Below are 18,712 nucleotides of genomic sequence, written 5' to 3'. Positions count from 1 at the left end.
TTGGACCCCTGCTTTCGCAGGGGTGACAGCCGGTGGTGATGAAGAATCTTCGCCAATCTTATCCCCCTCTCTCCACCACCCCTTACAATCCCCCCGTCCGCTGCACCGAAGCGAGATCATGACGAGTGGTTGGTGCGGTGGAGATTGGGTGGGTCGGCAGTCGTGCCGGTCCAGGCCTAAAGCACGTCGGCATGATCCGGTTCGCCGGGGACGCCGCTACACAACGCGGGGGACTTGGCGGATGCACGCCGGGTCTCAGGCTGCAACTGCCCGCATCGGGCGGCGGGGTGAAGGTTGGTGAGCGCGGAATCCGGCAGCCAGCTCAGCTTCGGGCAGCTCGCGATGCGGCACGGGATGCGCCCGGGCCCACGTGCCATAAGCCCAAAACCCCGATCGGCCGGCGAGGCGTGAGCCTCACATATTGCTGCGGACTACCGCGAGGGGCAAAGGCCCCGCCGGCCCGTCGCTTCGTTCTTTGACATCCTCCGGGGCCGGTGGCCGCCGGATGCATCAGCATGGTCAGCAGGTGGCCACGGACCATGCAACCCCGCCTCCCTCCCCCTTGCGGGGAGGGATTGAGGGTGGGGGTAGTGCGGTGATCCCCGATGGACCCCCACCCCCTCACCCCTCCCCGCAAAGGGGGAGGGGAGCCTGCCGGCGGGCCTCACTATTCCAGATGGCTCTTCAGAAACCACAGGTTCTTGTCGAGCGTGCGGGAGAACGCCGTGAAGATGTCCGCTGTACCGGCGTCACCAGCCTCGTCGGCGGTATCGATCGCTTCGCGCGTCGATTTGCTCAGCGCACCGTAGCGTTCGACGAGCGCGTTGAGGTGGTCCTCGACCTTGCGGATGTCGGTGGGGTAGGGCGCGAGCTTGCTGGCCTTGCCGGCCGTCTGCAGGGTGCCGAGCGCAATGCCGTCGAGCTGGGCCACCCGCTCGGCGATGATGTCGACATGCTCGTCGACGTCGCCGCGCAGCTGGTCGAGCAGTTCGTGCACGGCGATGAAGGTCGGGCCCTTCAGGTTCCAGTGCGCCTGCTTGGTGATCAGCGCCAGGTCGATCGCATCGGCGAGGCGCGCGTTGAGCAGGTCGATCATGGCCGACTTGGTGTTCGACTTGAGGCCGATCTCGGGGGATTTCATGAGAAGACTCCGTGACGCTGAAATGCCCGTAGGAACGGGTTCCGGACGATAGAGGTTCCGTCACCGGTGCATTGGAGTCGAGCAGAATCAGTGCGGCAGAATCGAAAGGGCGCCGCCGTCGCCGGCAGCGCCCCATATTCCGTTCTCCTGATCCAACAGACCGCCTGAGGATCAGGCGTTCATGACCGGAAGCTTAGTTGACCGACTTGTCCTCGATGGTCTTGGTGCCGGCCGCGATCGGGATCTGGCGAGCCTTCTTGCTCTCCGGGATCTCGCGCTTCAGCTCGACATGGAGCAGGCCGTTCTCGAGCGAGGCCCCCGCGACCTCTACGTAGTCGGCAAGCTGAAAGCGGAGCTCGAAAGCCCGCTCGGCAATGCCACGGTGGAGGAATTCGCGGGCCTTGTCGTCGTTCTCCTGGGCCTTGGCGCCTTTGATGACCAGGTTGTTCTCCTTGGTCTCGATGGCGATGTCGCCCTCGGCGAAGCCGGCAACGGCGATCGAGATGCGGTAGGCGTCATTGCCCAGCTTCTCGATATTGTAGGGAGGATAGGTCTTCTGCTCCTGGCCGACGAGGGCGTCGAGCCGGTTGAACACGCGGTCGAAACCGACCGTGGAGCGATAGAAGGGGGAAAAATCGTATGCAGCCATCTCACATTCTCCTTTTGAGCAACGTGGCTTAGCGGGTGTCCCACGCAAGCTCCCCGATTGGGCGAACCTGCATTCTCGGGTGTCCCGATCCCCGGGGCTTCCCGGCGGACCGCATTGATTTAGGGAGCCGAAACGGAGGTTCAAGCCCCCTGTTCAGGTTGCTGAACGGAAGATGAATGTGCCGATCAAAGCCGGTTCAGGCGACCGTCCCTATAAGCGTGACTGTGCTTACTGTCTGCTGCAGAGCACACCGAATGAGCCGCCTTCACCCGCCCCCCGCAAGGCGGCCATCACAGGAAAGCCAGTGCTTCGAATCCTCGGAGCGCTGGCTTTTCTGTTTCCGGGTCACCCCGTATTGCGACGCCGTGGAATCCGCTAAGACACGCGCATGAACGCCATCGTCGATCCCAATGGTCCGGCCCTCGCGGTCGTCCCCTCCAACCCGGTGCCGGAGGGCGCGCGCGTCGGCTATTTCACCACGCCCGATAAGGTGCAGCTGCGCTACGCCACCTTCCCCAAGGGGCCGGGCGCGGCGCGCGGCACCATCTGCCTCGTGGGCGGCCGCACCGAGTTCATCGAGAAATATTTCGAGACCATCGCCGATTTCCAGAAGCGCGGCTTTGCGGTCGCCACCTTCGACTGGCGCGGGCAGGGCGGCAGCCAGCGGCTGATCGGCAACAAGAAACTCGGCTATGTCCGGCGCTTCGACGATTACTGGGAGGACCTGCGCGCCTTCCACGGCTCGATTCTTCTCCCCGATTGCCCGGCGCCCTATTATCTCGTCGGCCATTCCATGGGCGGGCTGGTGTCGCTCTATGCCGGCATCCGCGACCGCATGATGTTCGAGCGCATCTTCCTCAGCGCGCCGATGGTGGCGCTCGACCACCAGCCGCTGTCCATGGCCGGCATGGCCAAGCTCGCCGGTACGCTCAGCAATCTCGGCCTCGGCCGCCTGCCGGTCGGCCGCCCCGGCGACAAATCGCAGACCCGGCAGCGCTTTGCCGGCAACGCGCTGACCTCGGACCTCGCCCGCTTCAACCGCTCGACCGAAATCCTGCTCGCCCGGCCCGATCTCGAGCTCGGCGCGCCCACGTTCCGCTGGGTCGCCTCCGCCTTTTCCGCCATGGCCGGCGCCTCGACCGATGCCTTCCCCGGCGCCGTCCGCATCCCCGTGCTGATGCTGGCCGCCGCCCGCGACGAGATCGTCTCGACCAGCGCCATCGAAACGCTGGGCCTCAGGATGCGCACCGGCCGCCACGTCATGATCGCCGGCGCCCGGCACGAAATGTTCATGGAAAACGACACGATCCGCGGCCAGGTCTTCGCCGCGTTCGACGCGTTCATCACCGAACCGTCGGCTTGAGTTACAGCCGAAAGCGCGGCGAGAACGGACTGTCCGGGTTCACGTCGTAGTCGACTTCGGTGACGCAGGTCTGTGCCGCGCTGTGGCCGCTCCCCGCGTGCCACGGTCCATCCCGCAGCTCGATGTCCGTCACCTCGGCCAGCGTCAGGCAGCGCCACTCGCCGCCCGGCGGCAGGCTGCTGCCGCTCTCGCCGGCGAACTGGAAGGTCAGTGCCTTCTCCACTCCGCCGCCCCGGCCGAGCACGATCGGGCAGAGTTCGCGCCGCTTGCCGCGATAGGTGCAGGTGACCTGCCGCCGTTCGCGCATCGCCTCGAGGAACAGCTCGTACGCTGCGCTGGCCATGCTAGCCCCGTAGCACCGCCATGGCCGCGGCATGCAGCTCCGGTGTCGCCGCGGCGACGCAGTCGCCGCCGTTCTCGGCTCGGCCGCCATCCCAGGTGGTGATGACGCCGCCGGCATTCTCGATCAACGGAATCAGCGGGCAGATGTCGACGTCCTTCAATCCCGCCTCGACCACGAGGTCGATATGACCGGCCGCCATCAGCGCGTAGCCGTAGCAATCGAGCCCGTAGCGGGTGGTGAGCACCGCGTGGCGGATACGGCCCCAGGGCTCAAGCAGGCCGTCGCGCTCGAACAGGTCGGGCGACGTCGTAGTCATCTTGGCCCCGGCCAGTTCGGTCACCTTGGACGTCCTGAGCGGCTCCTTGTCGAAGCCGCGGTAGTAGCTCGCCTCGCCCGGAACGCTCAGGTAAATCTCGCCGGTGAAGGGTTGCGCCATCAGCCCGGCCACCGCCTTGCCGTCGACGCGCAGGCCGACCAGCGTGCCCCAGACCGGGACGCCGGTGATGAAGGCGCGGGTGCCGTCGATGGGGTCGATGATCCAGGCAAAGCGCCCCTTGCCCTCCTTGTCGTCCCATTCCTCGCCGATGATGGCGTGATCGGGAAAGCGCTCATCGAGCAGCTTGCGGATGGCGAGTTCGGCCTCGCGGTCCGCTTCGGTGACCGGGTCGAAGCCGGCGACCAGCTTGTTGTCGACGGCGAGGCCGGAGCGGAAGCGGGGCAGGGTGTGCTCGGCCGCAATCTCGGCGGCATCGAGCAATGTGCGGCTCACCAGGTCCAGTTCGAGCCCGCCAAGGTCTGCGTTGCCGTTCGCATCGTTCATATCAGCCCCCGCGCCAGGTTTTGCTTATATTTGGCAGCACATTAGCCGGCATGTTCGGCCCCCACTGCAATAGCGTGTGATAGTGATGAGTCATTTTTGCAACAGAGCTTCGAATTCCCTGTTGAAGACTTTCGTCTGCCTTGTTCGGAGCAGCAAATCAGTTCAATCCGGAAGGTGCATGATGGATGGGCGGTTCGAAACCTACGCCGCGACTTGGGCATAAGCTTCTGGCCGCCATCGTTTCCTCCCTTGACTGGGCCGCTCCGGCGGCCCGTTTTTCTGGGACCTACCTTCCCCAAATCGACGTGAGTGCGGCGCCTACTCAGCGGCGTATTTCTCGCTGGTCGCAGCCGGCGGCTGCAGCACGCCGAGATCGAGCCCGATCAGCGTCGCCACGAGGCGATCGACCAGCTGGCGCACGGCGCCGAAATCGGCTGATTTCTCCAGCGTCACCTCGTTCATATAGAGATGGCGGCTGACTTCGATCTGCAGCGCATGCACGCCATGCTGCGGCCGGCCGTAGGTGCGGGTGCAGAAGCCACCGGCATAGGGCCGGTTGCGCGCCACGCGCAGACCGGCGCCGGCAAAGATCATCTCGGCGATATCGGCCAGCATCGGCGCGCAGGTCGTGCCGTAGCGATCGCCCAGCACCACGTCCGGCCCGAGCCGGTCGCCCGAGCGGGCCAGCCGCGGCATCGAGTGACAATCGATCAATACGGCGACGCCGAAGGCGGTGAATGCCTCCGTGAGGAGCTTCTGCAGCGTCGCGTGATACGGCTGGTAGATGCCCTCGATGCGCATGCGCGCGTCGTCCAGCGTCAGCCGCTCGCGATAGATCGGCTTGTTTTCGGCCACCACGCGGGCGAGGGTGCCCAGCCCCGCGGCCACGCGCGGGCTGGTGGTATTGAATCGCTCCGACAGCGGCTCGACGAACATCGCCGGATCGAGCTCCCAGGGCTCGCGATTCACGTCGAGGTAGGCGCGCGGGAAATGCGCGCGGACCAGCGGCGCCCCCAGGTGCGGCGCGCGGCCGAACAGCTCGTCGACGAACGCGTCCTCGGATTGCCGGATCGACAGATGGTCGAGCCGGGTCATCCTCAGGAAGCGTTCGGGATAATCGCGGCCGGAATGGGCGGAGTTGAACACCAGCGGGGCGAGCACCCGGCGGGGCCGGATGGTTTCGAATGCTGGCCTGTCCCAATAGTCGGACTGCACGGGGTTCCCCTCGAGCGCCGAAGCGCCGTCACTACGTCGTCACTGTGCCGCGCCGGGGGCGGATTGTCCATATGAACGAAGGTGATGCGATCTGTTCGTTCACACTCGTGCCGGCCCGGTTCACGATCGGGCAAACTTGCATTAAACATCACCCGCTAGAGTCCGGCAGAAGCCGCGATTGGGCGTGAAGAGGATATGATGAAGCGCATTCTGCTCGCCGAAGACGATAACGACATGCGCCAGTTCCTCACCCGTGCCCTCAAGCAGGCCGGTTATGAAGTGGTCTCGTTCGACAACGGCAAATCGGCCTATGAGCGGTTGCGCGAGGAGCCGTTCTCGCTGCTGCTCAGTGATATCGTCATGCCCGAGATGGATGGCATCGAGCTGGCGCGCCGCGCCACTGAACTCGACCCCGATCTCAAGGTGATGTTCATCACCGGCTTCGCGGCGGTGGCGCTCAACCCGGACACCGAGGCTCCCAAGGACGCCTCGGTGCTGAGCAAACCCTTCCACCTCAAGGACCTCGTGCACGAGGTCGAACGGCTGCTCGCGGCCTGATCCGCCGGCAGTTTCCCCAGGCCGGAATTGACGCTTGACCCGCAAACGGGTTTCATGGTGTATCGCGCTTCGCAACGGCGGGCGCGGCCCGGCGTTGATGGCGTGATGGGTGTATAGCTCAGCGGGAGAGCACTACCTTGACATGGTAGGGGTCACAGGTTCAATCCCTGTTACACCCACCATCCGCCGCCCGAAGGACTTCCCAAGTCCTTCATCCGCCGGCCTTTCCGGCGCAGATTTCTACCGCGGCAATTTCCCGGCCCGCGGTTATCGGATGGGTGCGTAGCTCAGCGGGAGAGCATCGCCTTCACACGGCGGGGGTCACAGGTTCAATCCCTGTCGCACCCACCATCCCTTACCCCAGGACGCCACCTCGGTAGCCTTCGTAACGAAGGCTTAATCGTGTCCATTTCGACCCAAAAATGACCCCATTGCTGCCTTGATTTTGCCATCGCGGATACAGGTGTGGCGGGAATGCTACGACTCGTCCCGGCGGGGTGCGAAAGCAACGATTTGTTGGGATCCGAGGTCGCTTTTCTCGCATTCTCGGGCTAGTTCCGCAGCCCTCAGACTAGGAGTAGCACTATGAATCGTTATGCAATCGCCCTGCTCGCTGGCGTCGCCGGCGTGTCACTGGCATCGGCCGCCTCGGCTGCCGACCTCATCATCAGCGAGCCGGCGCCCATCGTGCCGATCGTAGAGACCGCCGGTGGTAACTGGGATGGCGTCTATGTCGGTGCGTTCGCTGGCTTCGGCTGGGGCACGCTCGGCGATGAGGACGACTACTTTGTCGGCGACGACTACGAGGGTGACGGTTGGAAGCTCGGCGTGACCGCCGGTGCCGACTTCACCATCTCGGAAGCCCTGGTTGCCGGTATCGTTGCCGACATCGCCTGGACCGACCTCAACGGCGAGGACACCGTCGATGGCGTCGAGTTCAGCTCGGACTGGAACGGTAGCGTTCGTGGCCGTCTCGGCTTCGACGGTGGCGCCTTCCTGCCGTACGTGACGGCTGGTATCGCGTTTGCCGACAACACCGTCACCGACACTGCACTTGACCTCGAAGACAGCGCCACCCATGTCGGCTGGACCGCCGGCGCCGGTGTGGAATTCGCCGTTGCCGACAACGTGTCGCTCGACCTGCAGTACCGCTACACCGACTTCGGTTCGCAGACCTATGACTTCGGTGGCGACGAGCGTGACATCAGCCTGACCTCGCACGCGGTCACTGCCGGCGTTAACTTCCGGTTCTGATCCGTCAGCAATCGCAAGGTCGCAAGGCCACTCGACCCCGTCCGGCAACCGCCGGGCGGGGTTTTGCTTGCGCATGCACAGAGCTGTGACGGTGTTGCGAATTTGCGCTTGCCGGACCGGAAGAAGCGGCGCATCGTTACGGTCATGTTCAACCAGCAAAGGAGGTGATCCAAGTGTCTCATCAGAAATCGTCGGTTTCGAAGGGTCTTGGAGTCTCCGCTAGCTCGGAGCAGCCTCTGGCCTAGTCGAAGGCCTCCTGGCCCTTCAGTGGGCAGGACACTTCGAAAGCCGTGCGAAATCGAGAAGGGCCGCCTCCGGGCGGCCCTTTTTCTTTGCCTCGGATCCGGTGTTCGGGCGCGGTTCAGCCCGAAAAGTGACCGCCAGAGGCGAGAAACCCCTGCAGTCATCACATTCAGGGCGAGTTTTTGTCGTTGGTGAGGCGGGTGGCGTCGGATACGTCTTCTCGACCGTAAGGCGTTGAGCCGGCTTCAATATTCATCGATTTATGCACGAAAATACTCTGTTGCGGCAGAGCAACATACGCCACATTCCCGTCAATTTCTGGCCTGAGTCCAAGCAGCCCGACTCGATTATTGTCGATCGAGGATGTATTTTGATGGACAACTGGTTGGAGGGTTTAAGTAAATGAAGCGTTATACTCTGGCACTGCTGGCGGGCCTGGCCGGCATGGGCATCATGTCCTCGGCCGTCGCGGCCGACCTCATCATCGAAGAAGCGCCGGTGGTTGGTGTGGTCGACGTCTCGAGCGACTGGGAAGGGCCCTATATCGGCGGTTTCGTCGGTTGGGCTTCCGGCGAAGCCGACATGACCGATCCCCTGGCGGGTCCCTGTTCGGTGGGCGACCTCGAGGGCTGCGATGTCGACATCAGCGGCTGGCTCGTCGGCCTCAAGGGTGGCGTGAACTTCGCGATCGCAGATGGGGTCATCGCCGGTATCGTCGGCGATATCGCCTGGGCCGACATCTCGGGCACGGACACGTTCCCGCTCCCGGTCGATGAGTCGACCAATTCGATCAACTGGCAGGGCTCGGTGCGCGGCCTGCTCGGCTTCGACGGCGGCGCCTTCATGCCGTATGTCACGGCCGGTCTGGCGTTCGCCAATGCCACGCACTATTCGGACTTCGCCGATCCGTACGTCGACGAGGTCGACAACACTCATGTCGGCTGGACGGCTGGTGTCGGCGTCGATTTCGCGGTGACCCAGGATATGTCGGTCAACCTCGAGTATCGCTATTCCGACTACGGCTCGCAGGAATATGACCACGAGACGCCCGTCGCTCCGCCGGAATTCGCGCTCACGACACACCAGATCACGGTCGGCCTCAACTGGCAGTTCTGATCGGTTCGCCGCAAGGATCGAGACATGGGGCCGCCCTTCGGGGCGGCCTTTTTGTGCCTCGCAGGCCCGCAACCTTTCGTTAACCACCGGGTCAGGGTTACCGCCAGATTAAGGAGTTATTTGCAATTCGGATTCGATTCATGCGCCCGACAAGGCATTGTTCCTCGTACCTTGGAGACACAACATGAATCGTATTTCTCTCACTCTTCTCGCCGGCGTTGCTGTGCTCTCCATGGCTTCGGCCACGCAGGCCGCCGACCTCCTCATCCAGCAGCCCTCCTCGCCCGGCTTCATCGACATGGGCGGCAGCAGCGGCGGCTGGGACGGCGCCTATGTCGGTGGCTTTATCGGCTACGGCTGGGGCACTGCCGTCGACGACCTCAACAACTATCCGAATGACATCGAACTGTCGGGCTGGACCGTCGGTGCGACCGTCGGCGCCAACTTCACCGTCGCTCCGGGCTTCATCCTGGGTGCGGCCGGCGACATCGCCTGGGCCGGCATCGGTGGCTTCGAGGCACCGATCGACTACGACGTCAACTGGACCGGCTCGATCCGCGGCAAGGCCGGCTTCGACGGCGGCGCCTTCATGCCCTACGTGACCGGTGGTCTGGCGTTCGCCGGCGCCACTGCCAGCGAAGCGGGCGACGACAGCACCCAGGCGCATTTCGGCTGGACCCTCGGCGGCGGTGTGGAAGTCGCGGTTGTCGACAACGTCTCGCTCGACCTGCAGTACCGCTATACCGACTACGGCACGGCCGACTACGACAACCTCGGCTCGCCCGCCACGTTCGACCTCAACACCCACGCGGTCACCGCGGGCGTGAATTTCAAGTTCTGATCTCTCCGATCAGTCCATGCATGGAGGGGCTGCCGCGAGGCGGCCCCTTTGCTTTGCAATCGTCGGGCCGAACGATTATGTAGCGGCTTCCCTCATTCTCGCGATTGCCATGAACGTCCACACCCCGGCCGCGGCCACCAAATTGCTGCCTTTCCAGACGCGCCGGACTTTTGCGATCATTTCGCACCCTGACGCCGGCAAGACCACGCTCACCGAGAAGCTGCTCGCCTCCTCCGGCGCCATCCAGCAGGCCGGCCAGGTCCGACACCGCGCCAACCAGCGCGCCACGCGCTCGGACTGGATGGAGATCGAGCGCCAGCGCGGTATCTCGATCACCTCGTCGGTGATGACCTTCGAGCATCTGGGACTGACCTTCAACCTGCTCGATACCCCCGGACACTCGGACTTTTCCGAAGACACCTACCGTACGCTCACCGCGGTCGATGCCGCCATCATGGTGATCGATGTCGCCAAGGGCATCGAGGCGCAGACGCTGAAGCTGTTCGAGGTGTGCCGCCTGCGCGACATTCCCATCATCACCTTCGCCAACAAGGTCGACCGTGAAGGCAAGGACCCGGTCGAGATTCTCGACGAGATTGCCTCGACGCTGGCGCTCGACGTCTCGCCGGTGGTCTGGCCGCTGGGCGGCGGCGTCGACTTCAAGGGCATCGTCGATCTCGCGGCGGGCGTCGTGAAGCGGCCCAATGGCGAGGTCTGGAAGACCTTTGCCAAGGTCGAGGACCTCGCCCGCGACAACGAGTTCGCCATGGATCCGGTCATCATGGCCAGCCTCGAAAACCTCGAGCTCGCCCGCGCCGGTTTTCCCGAGTTCGATCACGAGATTTACCTCGCCGGGCACCTGACGCCGGTCGTGTTCGGCTCGGCGCTGAAAGCCATCAGCGTGCCGGAACTGTTGACGGCGCTCGGAGCCTGGGCGCCCGAACCGCGGCCGCAGCCGGCCGAGCCCAAGCCGATCGAGCCGGGTGATCCGAAGGTCTCAGGCTTCGTCTTCAAGGTGCAAGCCAACATGGACGCCAACCACCGCGATCGCATCGCCTTCGTGCGGTTGAGCTCGGGTACGTTCAAGCGCGGCATGCGGCTCAAGAATGTGCGCACCGGCAAGGATATGGCGGTGTCGAACCCGATGTTCTTCTTCGGCCACGATCGTGAACTGGCCGAGGAAGCAGTAGCCGGCGACATCGTCGGCATCCCGAATCACGGCGCGCTCAGCGTGGGCGACACGCTGACCGAGGGCGCCAACATCAAGGTCACCGGCATCCCGAACTTCGCCCCCGAAATCATCCGCCGCGTTCGCCTCGCCGACCCGATGAAGGCCAAGCAGCTGGCCAAGGCGCTCTCCGATCTCGCCGAAGAAGGCGTGGCGCAGATATTCCGCCGCATGGTGGGCGCCGACTACATTGTCGGCGTCGTCGGCCAGCTGCAGCTCGAGGTGCTGCAGAGTCGCATCAACACCGAATACAACGTGCCGATCAGCTTCGAGGCGATCAACTTCGAACTCGCCCGCTGGGTCACCAGCGACGACAAGAAGGAACTCGAGCGCTTCATTTCCACCCAGAAGCTGGAGATGGCCGAGGACAAGTATGGCGACCCCGTCTATCTGGCGCAGTCGCAATGGTGGCTCGGCCGGGCGGAGCGAGACTATCCCGCGATCAAGTTCCATACGACCAAGGAGCGGCATTAGGGTCGGCGAATGGCATCGTACATTTGGAGGCTTTCGAGCCCTCCGGTCAGCCGCTAAGACACTCCCCAACCAAGGGAGCCACATCATGAACATCCGCAAACTGGGCAAGACCGGCTACGAGGTCTCCGAAATCGGGCTCGGTACCTGGCAGCTGGGCGAAAGCTTTGGCCCGGTCAGCGATGAGTCGGCCGCCGAAATCCTCAAGACGGCTCGCTCGCTCGACGTGAATTTCTGGGATACTGCCGACGTCTATGGCGGCGGCCAGTCCGAACGCCGGATCGGCGAATTCCGCGACAAGAATGGCGTTTTCGTCGCCACCAAGCTTGGCCGCAATGGCGAGATCTTCCCCAACAAGACCGGCTACAACAAGCGCAACATCAAGGAGAGCCTCGCTGGCTCGCTGAAGCGGCTGGGCGTCGAAACGCTCGATCTCGCCCAGCTCCACACGGTTCCCACCGAGGTGCTGCGTGACGGTGAGGTCTTCGCCATCATGGACGACATGCGGGATGCCGGCATGGTGCGCCACTGGGGCGCCAGCGTCGAGAATGTCGAGGAGGCCCAACTCGCCATGCGGGCCGATGGCTGCACCACGCTGCAGATCATCTTCAACCTGTTCCGGCAGGACTACATCACCGAAGTGTTCCCGACGGCGCAGCAGAAGAATGTCGGCATCATCGTCCGCCTGCCGCTCGCCTCGGGCCTGCTGTCGGGCAAATGGAGCAAGGACACGAAATTCGCGTCGACCGACCATCGCAGCTTCAACGCCAACGGCGAGAAGTTCAACGTCGGCGAAACCTTCTCCGGCCTGCCGTTTGAGACGGGTGTGGCGCTCGCCGACCAGCTCAAGCAGATGGTGCCCAGGACCGCTCCGCTCAGCCAGTTCGCCCTGCGCTGGATTCTCGACCAGCCGGCGGTCTCGACCATCATCGCCGGGGTGACGCGGCCGGACCAGTTGCGCAGCAACGTCGATGCGATCGGGCTCGATCCGGTCGAGCCGAAACTGGCCGAGGAATTGAGCGGCTGGTACCAGGACAAGGTGCGTCCGGCGATCCGCGGCCGGATCTGAGCCGCCGGCGCCCCCAAGTTTTCAGCCGGCCCCCTCGACCGGCCCTATCGCCCGGAATTCGGCGGATTCCGGGCGACGAGATTTTTTTCGACTTCCTTCGGTCGCGATGAAGCCGTAATCGGCGGCGTCGCAGACTTTCAATGCGAGGTTGCTAGCAAGATTACAGTCTTGCTTTAGTTGCTCCGGCAAATCTACGCCAACTCCTCCCAACTGTTGTTGCGCAAGTAGCGGGAGATTTGACAGCATTGCTGTTCAACCTTTAAGGTCCGCGCGTCAAATCACACGGAGCAGATACGGATGACTTTCAAATCCGGCGGCATTGCCGCTGCGATCGCCATTTCCCTTTTGTCCGGCGCCAGCGCGCCCGCCCAGGCCCAGGATGCCGCGGCCACGACTTGCGGCACCGACCGTACCATCGATATTGCCGAGATGACCTGGCCGTCGGCGGCCGCACTCGCCCATATCCATGCCACGATCCTTTCAGCCGGCTACGGCTGCACCGTCGAGATCGTCACCGGCGACACGGTGCCGACCTCCTCCTCCATGCTGACGCGCGGCTCGCCCGCCATCGCTCCCGAGCTCTGGACGAGCACGATCCAGGAGGCCTGGGAGCAGGGCATGGCCGACGGCACCGTGGTGCAGCTCGGCGATGCCATAACTGATGGCACGGTCGAGGGCTGGTTCATCCCGCGCTACACGCAGGAAGCCAATCCGGACCTCACTACGGCCGACGCCGTGATCGCGCGCCCGGACCTCTTCGCCGATCCCGAGGATCCGTCCAAGGGGCGGCTCTACTCCTGCCCGCCGGGCTGGGCCTGCGAGCTGTCCACCACGGCGCTGTTCGAAGCTTATGGCATGGGCGAGACCTGGAACCTGTTCTCGCCGGGCTCGGGCGGGGCGCTCGACGCCTCGATCGCCCGCGCCTTCACCCGCGAAGAGCCGATCCTGTTCTACTACTGGGGCCCGACTGCAATCCTGGGCAAGTATGACGCGGTGCAGCTCGACCTCGGCGAGGCACTGCCTGAAGTCTATGCCTGCAACACCGATCCGGATTGCACCGAGCCGGCCGGCAAGACCGCCTATCCGTCCAGCCCGGCTGTCGTCGGGGCCGCAGCCTGGGTCCAGGAGGAGGCGCCAACCGTCGCCACCTACTTCTCCAAGGTCGGCCTCAGCAACGACCAGATCAGTGAACTGCTCGTCTACGGCGACGAGAACCAGGCCGATGCCGCGCAGACGGCGGAGAATTTCCTGCGCACCAAGCAGGATGTGTGGAGCGCCTGGGTGCCGGCCGAAGTGGCCGAGAAGGTCCTCGCCTCCCTGGGCTGATCTCCAGCAGCCTCAACTTGCGGTCGGGCATCAGCCCGGCCGCCTTTCCCGTGCGTCCGATCCCCGAGCCAGCTGATTCGCTGCCTCCGGGATCGCACGTCTGACGCCTCCCGAGAGAGCAAGAATGTTTCCCGAAGTTTTCGACACGCGTCCGCTGCGACGGGCGATCGATGACGGCCTCAACTGGGTCGTCCGCAACTGGGGGGGCGGGTTCGAAGCCGCCGCCTCGCCGCTGCTCTGGCTGCTCAACGCCATCGAGCGCACCCTGGTCGCCACGCCCTGGTGGCTGATCATCGCCATTCTCGTGGGCATCGCGTGGCTGGCCACGCGCCGCATCACGCTGCCTGCCATCGTCCTCGTCTCGCTGCTGTTCCTGGGCGTGATGGAACTGTGGCGCGACGCCATGGCGACGATGGCGCTGATGCTCGCCGCCACCATCACCGCCATCGTCGTCTCGATCCCCGTGGGTGTATGGATGAGCCGCTCGAGCCGCGTGCGGCAGGTGATCACGCCGCTGCTCGACCTGATGCAGACGCTGCCGAGCTTCGTCTATCTCATCCCCACTGTGATGATCTTCGGCCCGGGCAAGATCCCGGCGCTGATCGCCACCATCGTCTACGCCGCTCCGCCGCTGGTCCGGCTCACCGACCTCGGCCTGCGCTCGGTCGATCCGGCGGTGATGGAAGCCAGCCGGGCCTTCGGTACCGATCCCGGCCAACGCCTCTTCGGCGTGCAGATCCCGCTGGCGCTGCCGACCATCCTCGCCGGCATCAACCAGACGACGATGATGGCGCTCGCCATGGTGGTCATCGCCTCGATGATTGGGGCAGGGGGGCTCGGCTACCAGGTGCTGCAGGGCATCGGCCGGCTCGAGGTCAGCCGCGGCCTGTTCGCGGGGCTGGGCATCGTGGCCCTGGCGATCGTGTTCGACCGCATCACCCAATCCTTCGGTAAACAGCTCCAGGCCCGCATCGGCCTGGCGGAGGTACGCTGATGAACGCCATCGACATCGATACCGACCTCGCCATCCGCATGCGCCACGTCACCAAGATCTTCGGCGATGATCCGCAGCGGGCGATGGAACTGCTCGCCGGCGGCAAGTCCAAGGCCGACGTGCAGGCCGAAACGGGTTGCGTCGTCGGCCTCGACAATGTGTCGCTCGATATCCGGCGCGGCCAGATCTACGTCGTCATGGGCCTGTCGGGTTCGGGCAAGTCGACGCTGATCCGGCACGTCAACCGGCTGATCGAGCCGACATCGGGCGAAATCCTCGTCGACGGCACCGACGTGCTGAAGATGAGCCTGCCCGAGTTGCGCAGCTACCGGCGCAGCACCGTCGCCATGGTGTTCCAGAAGTTCGGCCTCTTGCCGCACCGCTCGGTCATCGACAACGTCGCCTACGGCCTGGAAGTACGCGGCGTCGACAAGGCGCAACGTCTGGCCGAGGCGGCGAAGTGGATCGAGACGGTCGGGCTCAAGGGCTACGAGCAAAGCCGGCCGCGTCAGCTGTCAGGCGGGCAGCAGCAGCGCGTCGGCCTCGCGCGCGCCTTGGCCCTCGATACCGACATCATCCTCATGGACGAGGCGTTCTCCGCCCTCGACCCGCTGATCCGCTCGGGCATGCAGGACCAGTTGATCGAGCTGCAGAAGTCGCTGGACAAGACGATCCTGTTCATCACCCACGACTTCGACGAGGCGCTGAAGATCGGCGATCGCATCGCGGTACTGAAGGACGGTGCAGTGCAGCAGGAGGGCAAGCCCGAGGATATCGTGCTGCGTCCTGCCAATGCCCATGTCGAGGAGTTCGTGCGCGAGGTGAACAAGGCCCGCGCCATCCACGTTCGCTCGATCATGGAGCGCGGGGAGGCCGAGCCGTGCGAGGTCGCCGTGCCCGAGTCGGCGCGCTGCGAGGATGTGCTGCCGCTGTTTGCCGAGCACGAATGGGTCGGGGTCACCGACGAGAGTGGGCGCCAGATCGGCCGGGTGACCGCCAAGCAGGTGATCAAGGCGCTGGCGCGGTATAGCGCTACCTGACCAATTGGCGGATGGAAGGGGGCCTTCCATCCGCCATCGTGCGTCCCTAGATTGTCGGAACCCTCCACCTCCGAGTATTTCCATGTCCGAGCATCCCGCCTTCGAACTCCTCCGCGAACAGCAGATCGGGGAGATCAGTTCGCTGGCGCGGCTCTACCGGCACAAGAAAACAGGGGCGGAGGTGCTGAGCCTCATCAATGACGACGAGAACAAGGTCTTCGGTGTCACGCTGAAGACCCCGCCCGAGGATTCGACCGGCGTCGCCCATATCCTCGAGCATTCGGTCTTGTGCGGCTCGCGCAAATACCCTGTGAAGAAGCCGTTCGTGGAGCTGCTCAAGGGCAGCCTTCACACCTTCCTCAACGCCATGACCTTCTCGGACAAGACCGCCTATCCGGTCGCCAGCCAGAACCTTAAGGACTTCTACAACCTCGTCGATGTCTATCTCGACGCGGTATATTTCCCGCTGATCACCGAAGACACCTTCAGGCAGGAAGGCTGGCATTACGAACTCGACAACACGCAGGGCCCGATGGTGTTCAAGGGCGTCGTGTTCAACGAGATGAAGGGTGCGTATTCGTCGGCCGCGGCCGTGCTGGGCAAGTTCAGCCAGCTCTCGCTCTATCCCGACACGACCTATGGCGTGAATTCGGGCGGCGATCCCAAGGCCATTCCCGATCTTACCTACGCCTATTTCAAGAACTTCCACGAGAAGTTCTACCATCCGTCCAACTCGCGCGTCGTGTTCTACGGCGATGACGATCCGGCCAGACGCCTCGAAATCCTCGAGGAATATTTCGGCCAGTTCGAGCGCGGCGAGCCGGCACCCCAGATCAAGCTGCAACCACGCTGGAGCGCACCCCGCCAGTTCGCCGAGACCTATGCCGCCAACGAGAGCGAGCCGGGCAAGAAGACCGCGATGGTCAGCGTCAACTGGATGCTCGACGAGATCACCGATCCCGAGACGCTGCTGGCCCTGAACATCCTCGAGTCCGTGCTGGTCGGTAACCCGGCCGCGCCGCTCAGGAAGGCGCTGATCGATTCCGGGCTGGGCGAAGGGCTCACTGGCTCGGGCTTTGCCGATGGCATCCGGCAGCCCTATTTCACCTTCGGCCTCAAGGGCATCGACGATGCCGATGGCGGCAAGGTGCAGGACCTGATCCTCGCAACGCTCGAGTACCTGAACGTCAACGGTATCGATCCCAAGACCATCGAAGCGGCGATAAATACGGCCGAGTTCGCACTGCGCGAAAACAATACCGGCTCGTTCCCGCGCGGCATCGCGCTGATGTTCCGCTCGATGGGCACCTGGCTCTATGGCCACGACCCGCTGGCGCCGCTCAGCTTCGAGGCGCCGCTGCAGGGGCTCAAGGACAAGCTCGCCAGTGGCGAGCGCGTGTTCGAGAACCTGATCAAGGCGCACATCCTCGACAACCAGCATCGCACCACGGTGCTGCTCACCGCCGATACGGAAAAGGCTGCCGCCGAGGCTGCTGAGGAGCGGGCCAGGCTCGATGCGGCACAGCAGGAGCTCGATGCCGCCGGCCTTGCCGGTGTCGCCGAGCAGACGAGGCATCTCAAGGCGCTGCAGGAAGCGATCGACCCGCCGGAAGCGCTGGCAAAAATCCCGACGCTGACGCTCGAGGACCTGCCGCGCACCAACAAGGCGATCCCGATCGCCGCCGAGGAGCTGAGTGGCATCAAGCTCTATACGCACGACCTGCCGACCAACGGCGTCGTCTATGTCGATCTCGGCTTCAACCTCGACCGGCTGCCGGGGCGCCTGTTGCCCTACGTGCCGCTGTTCACTCGCGCGCTGACGCAGACCGGCACCAGCACCGAGGATTTCGTCTCGCTCACGCAACGCATCGGCCGCCTCACCGGCGGGGTCGGCGTCAACCGCTGGATCTCGGCGCGCCGCGACACCTCCGGCACGGCGGCATGGCTGTTCGTACGGGGCAAGGCAACGCCCGACCATGTCGACGACCTGCTCGCCATCTTCCGTGACGTCATCACCGACGCGCGGCTCGATAATCGAGAGCGCATCAAGCAGATGGTGCTGGAGGGCAAGGCTGGGTTCGAAAGCTCGCTCGCCGGCATGGGCAATGGTATCGTCTCGATGCGGGTGCGCGCTGGGTTCTCGGAAGCCGATTGGCTGAACGAGAAGCTGGGCGGCGTTTCCAACTACTTCTTCGTCAAGGACCTGCTGGCTCAGATCGATGGCAACTGGCCGGCCGTGCAGGAGGCGCTCGAGGAAATCCGCACGCTGGTCCTCGGTCGCAACGGCATGATCGCCAACGTCACCGCCGACAGCTTTGCACTCGCCGCACTGAAGCCGCAGCTTGCGAGCTTCATCGAGTCGCTACCGGCCGGCTCCGGACGCTCCGTGGAGGGCTGGGGTTTTGCGCTGGGCCCGCAGTCGGAAGGCCTCACCTTCCCGGGGCAGGTCAACTACGTGGCCAAGGGCGCCAACCTCAAGGAACTGGGCTTCGAACCGACCGGCGGTACCGCGGTCGCCATCAAGCACCTCAACACCACTTATATGTGGGACAAGGTGCGCGTGCAGGGCGGCGCCTATGGCGGCTCGTCGGGGCTCGATCCGTTCTCGGGCACCTTCGCCTTCACTTCGTATCGCGATCCCAACCTGGTCGACACCATCGACGTCTATGACGGCGCGGCGGGGTTCCTGAAGGACGGGGTAGGGGAGCAGGATCTCGTCCGCTCGGTCATCGGCGTCATCGGCACAGTCGACACCTACCGCCTGCCGGACGCCAAGGGTTTTACCTCGCTGATCTGGGAACTCGCCGGCGACACCGAAGAGACGCGCCAGCAGCGCCGCGAGGAAATCCTTACGGCCTCGAACCGCGATTTCAAGGCGCTGGCCGAAGCGCTCGACCAGGTCGCCCGCCAGGGGCAGGTCGTGGTGCTGGGGTCGGAAAAAGCCATCAAGGCCGCCAATGACGAACGCGGCGGGTTCCTGAAGGTGACGAAGGTTTTGTAGGGAGGTGGCGCCGTGCCCGCGGCCGGCCCCCTCTCTTAGA

At 64.3% G+C, this 18,712-nt stretch carries 16 protein-coding genes and 2 tRNA genes; 13 read left to right on the top strand and 5 right to left on the bottom strand.

Translation table 11 applies throughout. The features are described from left to right. Positions 1-667: 667 nt before the first annotated feature. Positions 668-1,141 (bottom strand): DNA starvation/stationary phase protection protein Dps, encoded by a 474-nt coding sequence (gene dps, locus AC3A6I_RS15860; protein WP_487544716.1) that lies wholly within the window; start codon positions 1,139-1,141, stop codon positions 668-670. Between the two features lie 193 nt (positions 1,142-1,334). Further along, positions 1,335-1,790, bottom strand: coding sequence for an Hsp20 family protein (locus AC3A6I_RS15855; RefSeq protein WP_487544715.1), 456 nt, complete (start codon positions 1,788-1,790; stop codon positions 1,335-1,337). 388 nt (positions 1,791-2,178) lie between these two features. Here AC3A6I_RS15855 and AC3A6I_RS15850 point away from each other — a divergent pair, with 388 nt between their 5' ends. Beyond that, positions 2,179-3,153 carry an alpha/beta fold hydrolase gene (locus AC3A6I_RS15850; RefSeq protein ID WP_487544714.1) on the top strand — a complete coding sequence of 325 codons (975 nt, stop codon included), beginning with the start codon at positions 2,179-2,181 and terminating at the stop codon, positions 3,151-3,153. Position 3,154: 1 nt separating this feature from the next. Here the strand turns inward: AC3A6I_RS15850 and AC3A6I_RS15845 are convergent, their stop codons facing one another. From AC3A6I_RS15845 to AC3A6I_RS15835, 3 genes are all read right to left on the bottom strand, one after another. Next, the gene (locus tag AC3A6I_RS15845; protein ID WP_487544712.1) at positions 3,155-3,496 is read right to left on the bottom strand and encodes a hypothetical protein; all 342 of its coding nucleotides are present in this window, start codon (positions 3,494-3,496) and stop codon (positions 3,155-3,157) included. A 1-nt stretch (position 3,497) separates the two neighbouring features. Further along, positions 3,498-4,274 carry a histidinol-phosphatase gene (hisN, locus tag AC3A6I_RS15840; protein WP_487545046.1) on the bottom strand — a complete coding sequence of 259 codons (777 nt, stop codon included), beginning with the start codon at positions 4,272-4,274 and terminating at the stop codon, positions 3,498-3,500. Positions 4,275-4,634: 360 nt separating this feature from the next. Then, on the bottom strand, positions 4,635-5,531 hold the full coding sequence (locus AC3A6I_RS15835) for an N-formylglutamate amidohydrolase (RefSeq protein ID WP_487544711.1): 897 nt from the start codon (positions 5,529-5,531) through the stop codon (positions 4,635-4,637). A 195-nt stretch (positions 5,532-5,726) separates the two neighbouring features. Here AC3A6I_RS15835 and cpdR point away from each other — a divergent pair, with 195 nt between their 5' ends. From cpdR to AC3A6I_RS15775, 12 genes are all read left to right on the top strand, one after another. Then, positions 5,727-6,089: a cell cycle two-component system response regulator CpdR gene (gene cpdR / locus AC3A6I_RS15830; RefSeq protein ID WP_487544710.1), complete on the top strand. Its 363-nt coding sequence runs from the start codon at positions 5,727-5,729 to the stop codon at positions 6,087-6,089. A 107-nt stretch (positions 6,090-6,196) separates the two neighbouring features. Continuing rightward, positions 6,197-6,271: transfer RNA gene (locus AC3A6I_RS15825), tRNA-Val, on the top strand. 94 nt (positions 6,272-6,365) lie between these two features. Next, a tRNA-Val gene (locus AC3A6I_RS15820) sits at positions 6,366-6,440 on the top strand. Positions 6,441-6,674: 234 nt separating this feature from the next. Beyond that, entirely contained in the window at positions 6,675-7,343 is a 669-nt protein-coding gene (locus tag AC3A6I_RS15815) for an outer membrane protein (protein ID WP_487544709.1), read from the top strand. Between the two features lie 645 nt (positions 7,344-7,988). Beyond that, positions 7,989-8,702, top strand: coding sequence for an outer membrane protein (locus AC3A6I_RS15810; RefSeq protein ID WP_487544707.1), 714 nt, complete (start codon positions 7,989-7,991; stop codon positions 8,700-8,702). A 184-nt stretch (positions 8,703-8,886) separates the two neighbouring features. Further along, positions 8,887-9,543: an outer membrane protein gene (locus tag AC3A6I_RS15805; RefSeq protein ID WP_487544705.1), complete on the top strand. Its 657-nt coding sequence runs from the start codon at positions 8,887-8,889 to the stop codon at positions 9,541-9,543. A gap of 109 nt (positions 9,544-9,652) precedes the next feature. Beyond that, complete coding sequence (locus tag AC3A6I_RS15800; RefSeq protein WP_487544704.1) at positions 9,653-11,245, top strand: peptide chain release factor 3; 1,593 nt, start codon at positions 9,653-9,655, stop codon at positions 11,243-11,245. 85 nt (positions 11,246-11,330) lie between these two features. Beyond that, positions 11,331-12,311, top strand: coding sequence for an aldo/keto reductase (locus tag AC3A6I_RS15795; RefSeq protein ID WP_487544703.1), 981 nt, complete (start codon positions 11,331-11,333; stop codon positions 12,309-12,311). A 297-nt stretch (positions 12,312-12,608) separates the two neighbouring features. After that, positions 12,609-13,637 (top strand): ABC transporter substrate-binding protein, encoded by a 1,029-nt coding sequence (locus AC3A6I_RS15790; RefSeq protein WP_487544702.1) that lies wholly within the window; start codon positions 12,609-12,611, stop codon positions 13,635-13,637. A gap of 124 nt (positions 13,638-13,761) precedes the next feature. After that, positions 13,762-14,631 carry an ABC transporter permease gene (locus AC3A6I_RS15785; RefSeq protein ID WP_487544701.1) on the top strand — a complete coding sequence of 290 codons (870 nt, stop codon included), beginning with the start codon at positions 13,762-13,764 and terminating at the stop codon, positions 14,629-14,631. Further along, the gene (locus AC3A6I_RS15780) at positions 14,631-15,671 is read left to right on the top strand and encodes a quaternary amine ABC transporter ATP-binding protein (protein ID WP_487544700.1); all 1,041 of its coding nucleotides are present in this window, start codon (positions 14,631-14,633) and stop codon (positions 15,669-15,671) included. Before AC3A6I_RS15785 ends, AC3A6I_RS15780 begins: the two co-directional genes overlap by 1 nt. An 82-nt stretch (positions 15,672-15,753) precedes the next feature. Beyond that, a complete protein-coding gene (locus tag AC3A6I_RS15775) occupies positions 15,754-18,672 on the top strand; it encodes an insulinase family protein (RefSeq protein WP_487544699.1) in 2,919 nt (972 codons plus the stop codon). Positions 18,673-18,712: the final 40 nt, after the last annotated feature.

The organism is Devosia sp. Soil_C_22, from assembly GCF_057657195.1.
This window is presented reverse-complemented; position numbering and strand designations above follow the sequence as displayed.